Source organism: Pseudomonas agronomica (genome assembly GCF_025917275.1).
GTDB lineage: Bacteria > Pseudomonadota > Gammaproteobacteria > Pseudomonadales > Pseudomonadaceae > Aquipseudomonas > Aquipseudomonas agronomica.
This window is the reverse complement of record NZ_JAOSHO010000588.1, coordinates 1-2,831: the sequence shown is the minus strand read 5'-3', so window position 1 is coordinate 2,831 and position 2,831 is coordinate 1. Positions and strand designations below refer to the sequence as shown.

Sequence of the window (2,831 nt, the reverse complement as noted above, 5' to 3'; positions counted from 1 at the left end):
AGGGTATTGCTGCGGATTTGGAACCCGGGGTCAGAAATGGTACTTCAGCAAGAAGCTGGTATTGCTCTGGTTGGTCTTGAACCCATCGCTGTCTTCGATCGCGTATTTGTTCTTCCAGTAGTCGTATTCCACGCCGACATAAAGTTGCTTGGCACCCAGCTTCAAGGCCTTGCCCAGGTCATATTTGATCTGCGGGACGATGTGCAGGTTGGCGTGGTAGGTGCCCTTTGAGTTCGTGTCGTTGTCCACGACCCAGTCGATGAAACCATCGATCAGGATGTCGGAGGATCCCACCGGCACCGTGTAGGCCCAGGCTGGGGTGATCTGCCAGACGTTGTCGCCAGCGCGCGCCCCTTCGGTCTGGCGGTTGTAGAAGTTCAGCTGGAAATAATCGAAACCGGGAATTGCCAGGTCGAAGCCCGGACCGATCAGGTACGACTCGTTGTCGCCTTCGCCAAACTCATAGGTCATCGCCAGCAGCACGTCCTTGATCGGACCCATTTCCAGCTTTTGATCGAAGATCTTGCCGAACGACAGGCGCGGGCTGAACTCGCCGTAATAGGTATTCGGGCCGGACTGGCTGTCGTCCTGGCCGTTATAGAAAATCCGGTCGAGGAAGAAAAAATTGTCCCCGTATTTCCAGGCGTCGGCGTGTTCGAAGGTCACGGTCTGCTGGATGCGCGGGTTGATCTGGAAATCCTTGCCGTAGAGGTAGCTCAGGCTGTTGTTCTGCCATTGGAGCAGGTCGCCTGCCACGGCCTGTCCCCCTGCCAACAAGGATCCCGCAACGATCAGGTTGGTGCACGTGCGTTTCATTCGGTTTGCTCCCAAAGGTAAGTGGTATCGCTTTTTCAGGTCAGCGCTCTGGTGTGGCGCTTTTTCTACGGATAAACATCCGTTCGGTCAGCTTTTTGTTTGTGACAAGAGCTGAAAAACAGCGGCGTCGGTCAGGATCCGATTGTTATTTGGAGACGTCCGGATTCAAACGGCGGCGCAGGATACGGGCTTGCATGGAGGGGCTCAAGTGCGCTGCGACAGCGCATGGGCGACGAATGCGGGGCGTGAGGGTGGAACGAGTGCATGGGGTGCTTTCCTCTTGTTGTTATTGTTGAGGCGCAGGCGGCCGCTGACGGGCGACCGGTGGTGTACCGGTCGGCCTGTCTGCGGTATTGCGTGTGGAACGAGGCTTACCGAGGTGGACTAGTTAGTCCGCGCTCCCTGGGCGATCCAGGCACCGATCAGGTCGCGTTCCTGCTGGGTCATCTGCGTGATGTTGCCCAACGGCATGATCTGGTTGGTCACGGCCTGGGCCTGGATACGCGCGGCTTGTTGCTGGATCTGCTGCGGTGTATCGAACATCACTCCGCCCGGCGCGGCGCTGAACAGGGGGCTGGTGGGCTTGGCCGAGTGGCAGACCGAGCAGCGTTCCTGGATCACGCTGTGGACTTTTTCGAATGACGGGCCCTGGGCATTGGACGCCTGGGCTGGCGTGGATGCCTGCGCCGGTGCCGCCGGTTTGGCACCGCCGCCTACCGCAGTCTCCGGCAGGGGCTGGTACTCGATGGTGGCCGGTGCCTTGGCGACTTCCGGTGCGGTGGACATCGGTTTTGGACCGGTGACGTAGGCCAGGCAGATCATCGCCAAGGCGCCGACCGGCAGCGTCCAGGCAAACCGATTGCTGTCATGGCGCGTGTTGAAGTAATGCCGCACCAACACCGCCGCCACGGCGATACCCGCCAGGATCAGCCAGTTGTATTGGCTGCCGTAGGTGCTTGGGAAATGGTTGCTGATCATGATGAACAGCACCGGCAGGGTGAAATAGTTGTTGTGGCGTGAACGCAACAGGCCCTTGGCCGGCAACGCCGGGTCGGGTGTACGGTTTTCGGCGATGGCTGCCACCAGCGCGCGCTGGGCCGGCATGATGATGCGGAACACGTTGCCGACCATGATCGTGCCGATGACGGCGCCGACGTGCAGGTAGGCACCGCGACCGCTGAATACTTTGCTGAACCCATAGGCTGCGGCGATCAACAGCACGAAGAGGATCAGGCCGAGCAGGGCCGGGCGCTTGCCCAGGGCCGAGTCGCAGAGGAACGAATAGACGAACCAGCCGACGAACAGCGAGCCGATGCCCAGGGCCACGCCTTCAAGGCCGCTCAGGCTGCTGCCGGGGGCCAGCAGGTAGACGGTCGGGTTCCAGTAGAACACTACGCACAACAGCGCGATGCCCGACATCCAGGTGAAGTAGGCTTCCCACTTGAACCAGTGCAGGTTGTCCGGCATGGACGGTGGCGCGAGTTTGTATTTTTCCAGGTGGTAGATACCGCCACCGTGGATGGCCCAGAGGTCGCCGGCCAGGCCGCTCCTGGGGTTGACGCGATTGAGGTTGTTTTCCAGCCAGACGAAGTAGAACGACGCGCCGATCCAGGCCACGCCAGTGATCATGTGAACCCAGCGGATGCTCAGGTTCAGCCATTCCAGCAAATGTGCTTCCACAGTCTTTACCTCTCGCCCGTCACGCTTGTTTTCGCGTGATCGGACCTTCTCTTATTGGTGGGGGGCGAGGATCAGAAACTCATCCTCTTGGAAAAAATGCTCATCGCAGTTATTGCCTGTGCCACTGCGATCAACCACCAGGAAGTCATCCCGCTTTTCGATCGTCAGCACCGGGTGGTGCCAGACGCCGCGATGGTAATTGATGCCCTGCCTGCCGTTGGTGACGAAGGCGCGGACCAAGCCTGATACAGGTGCATCGCCAAGTGGCGCGACCACGATCAGAAAGGGGTTGCCGAGCAGCGGAATGAAGGCCTGGCTGCCCAGCGGATGGCGCT

At 59.9% G+C, this 2,831-nt stretch carries 3 protein-coding genes; all 3 read right to left on the bottom strand.

The window, feature by feature from the left end:
- Positions 1 to 30: 30 nt before the first annotated feature.
- On the bottom strand, positions 31 to 816 hold the full coding sequence (locus OC610_RS24875; RefSeq protein WP_264431669.1) for an outer membrane protein OmpK: 786 nt from the start codon (positions 814 to 816) through the stop codon (positions 31 to 33).
- Positions 817 to 1,200: 384 nt separating this feature from the next.
- Positions 1,201 to 2,496, bottom strand: coding sequence for a urate hydroxylase PuuD (locus OC610_RS24870; RefSeq protein ID WP_264431668.1), 1,296 nt, complete (start codon positions 2,494 to 2,496; stop codon positions 1,201 to 1,203).
- Between the two features lie 51 nt (positions 2,497 to 2,547).
- Positions 2,548 to 2,831: ureidoglycolate lyase (locus tag OC610_RS24865; protein WP_264431666.1), on the bottom strand; the 284-nt coding region annotated here is incomplete at its 5' end.

Coding starts and splice junctions, on each gene's coding strand:
- OC610_RS24875 (WP_264431669.1), bottom strand. CDS start 816: ATGAAACGCACGTGCACCAACCTGATCGTTGCGGGATCCTTGTTGGCA.